Annotated in this window: 3 protein-coding genes and 1 pseudogene; all 4 read right to left on the reverse strand. The window is 52.4% G+C overall.

Going from position 1 to position 2798, the window contains the following annotated elements:
- Window positions 1-985: pseudogene (locus ACYVB1_RS12855) on the reverse strand (gliding motility-associated C-terminal domain-containing protein); the annotation flags it as partial.
- A gap of 216 nt (window positions 986-1201) precedes the next feature.
- Window positions 1202-2083, reverse strand: a complete 882-nt coding sequence (gene fabD, locus ACYVB1_RS12860) for an ACP S-malonyltransferase (protein WP_460924122.1) — start codon at window positions 2081-2083, stop codon at window positions 1202-1204.
- Between the two features lie 109 nt (window positions 2084-2192).
- Window positions 2193-2621, reverse strand: coding sequence for a thiol-disulfide oxidoreductase DCC family protein (locus ACYVB1_RS12865; RefSeq protein ID WP_460924124.1), 429 nt, complete (start codon window positions 2619-2621; stop codon window positions 2193-2195).
- Window positions 2618-2798 (reverse strand): hypothetical protein (locus ACYVB1_RS12870; RefSeq protein WP_460924126.1); only part of this gene is annotated, 181 nt, incomplete at its 5' end. The genes ACYVB1_RS12865 and ACYVB1_RS12870, both read right to left, overlap by 4 nt.

Below are 2798 nucleotides of genomic sequence, written 5' to 3' on the forward strand. Positions count from 1 at the left end.
CCGTCAGGTTTATCAGGTCCCCGTCGGGGTCCGTGGCCGAGACCACCCCCCGCAGCAGCGTGCCCGCCACCACGCACGTGTCCTTCGGCTCCAGGACAGGAGGGCAGTTGAGCGCTTGCCCTATCAGTATCTGCATGTCGCGCACCACCTCGCCCAGCTTCACGGCCCCGCCGTTGGGCGACACCCGCCACTCCTCCACCACGAAGGCCACGTTGTACTGCCCCTGTCGGCAGGGGGCGTCCCAGGTCATCTGCCCCGTCAAAGGGTCCAGCGAAAAAGTGGCACGTTCGTTACCACCGGGTGCATTACAATCGCCACCGGTGGTACAGTTAAAAGGGATGTCCGGCAATTGGTAACCCGGCACCGGCGAAATGTTCCCGTTCACGTCCTGGTAGCGTGGCACGATGAGTTTAAAAGCAAGACTGTCACCGTCGGCATCATAAGCGCCGGGGTTATGAACAAACCTTCGGCCGACAGAACCTACATCTATCGGTGCCACGGTCAGGGCAGGCGTGCTGTTGAAGCCCCGCAGGGCGTTGATGTTAATGACTGTTTCGATATAAAAAGAGCGCTGGTCGGTTGGCGGGGACATGTTCAGGATATTCCTGTTTCGGTTAATGCCGATCCAGGATACCCGGAAGGTACCATCAGAGCTATAGGTATGCTCCCATTTGTAGACCCACGCTTCTGTTTGATTCCCAATATCCGTGACAGAAGCCACATCCACCTGTATTGTTCTTCCCGCCTCTCCTGTATTGATGTCTACTGTAAAATTCTTCTCCTGCGACCTTGCGTCCCGGTAAATGGTCATGGTAAAGAAGAACCGGCGCGGGTTGGGGTTAGGAGTTGTGTCCCGCTTCGCCGTGATATCTCCTGCCCGGATATGCGTCGCCTGCGCCTCTGTGAGAGTACCTAAGATCAATACCAGCAACCACAGGAGGCCGGCTTTCCACAGGTACTTCTTGTCTAAGAAATTTGACATCATGTTATTTTCAGGAGAAGTGGAGTCAATTAATTTAAAGATAAATATACTTATTTTATATTATTTAGATGCTAACCTTTTTTGTTATACCAGCGGCGGCAGGTGATACTGCCCAGGCAGCAATAGCAGGAGTTTCAACTGTCTTTGCCCTCATCAAAACAAAAGTCCTTCCCGGCATATGCCAGAAAGGACTTTTGTCTCGTGCTGTTTGGGAGAGACTTATTCAGCAGAACTTACTTCTGCTGAACGATCAATTTTCTTTACAAGCCCCTGTAGTACTTTACCCGGACCACACTCGATGAAATGCGTCGCGCCATCGGCGAGCATCTCCTGTACCGATTGCGTCCAAAGCACAGGCGCTGTTAGCTGCTTGATCAGGTTCTGCCTGATCTCCTGCGGGTCGGTGTGCGGCCTGGCATCTACGTTTTGGTAGATAGGACAGATACCTTCATTAAAAGCAGTGTCTTTGATGGCCTGCGCCAGTTCTACTTCTGCAGGTTTCATCAGGGGAGAATGGAATGCGCCACCTACCGGTAAAGGAAGCGCTCTTTTGGCACCTGCTGCCTTCATTTTCTCGCAGGCAATTTCTATTCCGCTGTTGGAACCTGATATCACTAACTGGCCCGGGCAGTTGAAGTTAGCGGCTACGACGACCTCACCTTCTATCGATGCGCAAATCTCCACTACTTTCTCATCTTCCAGACCCAGTATGGCTGCCATTGTAGAAGGGTTTGCCTCACAGGCCATCTGCATGGCAAGAGCGCGCTTATATACGAGTTTCAACCCATCTTCAAAACGCAGCACTTTACTGGCAACCAGCGCTGAAAACTCTCCCAAGGAGTGCCCCGCCACCATATCCGGACGGAAATCTTTCGCCACTGCCGCCTGCGCCACTGAGTGCAGGAAAATAGCCGGCTGTGTAACGTTTGTCCGCTTCAGCTCCTCTTCGGTGCCGCCGAACATTATTTCTGTGATATTGAACCCTAAAATGTCGTTTGCATTGTCGAACAGCTTTTTTGCCTCAGCGTGTTGCTCATACAAGCCTTTTCCCATACCTGTGAACTGAGAACCCTGCCCCGGGAAAACATATGCCTTCTTCATTCGTCGTTTATTCTTTCGTTGTTGGTTTATCGTTTCCTTTTGATAGCAACATTGCTGCCGGCACTACAAGTGCGTTTCTGCCATTCAGCAATTATAAGCCATCAGGCATTTAGGCTACAAACCGGGCCCGTTCCTCAGGGCTAGGCAGCATACATGCCTCTGTCTGACCGGCAATCTTATAGCGGTGCCTCACTATAAAGCGGTACAAAAAGTTGCGGAAAGATAAAGGAATAAACCGGAAATAGTAAAGCACCCGGTACGGAAAGTTAAGGTGACGTGCAATCTGAAGCACTGCATCGGATTCCGTAAAAAGCCTGCCCTGCTCGAAGAACACAACTGAATCAGGCAGCGGGTCAGGGCGTTGCGAAAGCGGAACCAACTCCTCCAGCACACCTGACTGCAGGGCCGCAAAGCTTATGTTGCGGCGCCTGTTGTGTTTCAGTACCAACTGTACACTGGCCTCGCAAAAGCCGCAGGTGCCATCGTAAAAAACAATGGACTTATCCTGCAGCTGCTCTGGTTTTATTACATGCATCATCTTAGTATCTCTACCCAGCCTTTATAGGTGGCGCGTGCCTGCGCCGGGTCCAGGGTATGGAACTCCACCTCGGCCTCGTAGTAGTAGGTGCCGTCGGTGAGGCGGTTGCCCTTGTTGTCCACCCCCGGCCAGTTGATGTAGAGGTCGTCACCCCCGCTCTCGGCGTTGCGCTCGTAC

The sequence above is a fragment of the Pontibacter brevis genome (assembly GCF_054779655.1).

What these genes read in the sequence shown, in the direction of transcription:
- fabD (WP_460924122.1), bottom strand. Translation starts at nt 2,083, where the DNA reads ATGAAGAAGGCATATGTTTTCCCGGGGCAGGGTTCTCAGTTCACAGGT.
- ACYVB1_RS12865 (WP_460924124.1), bottom strand. Translation starts at nt 2,621, where the DNA reads ATGATGCATGTAATAAAACCAGAGCAGCTGCAGGATAAGTCCATTGTT.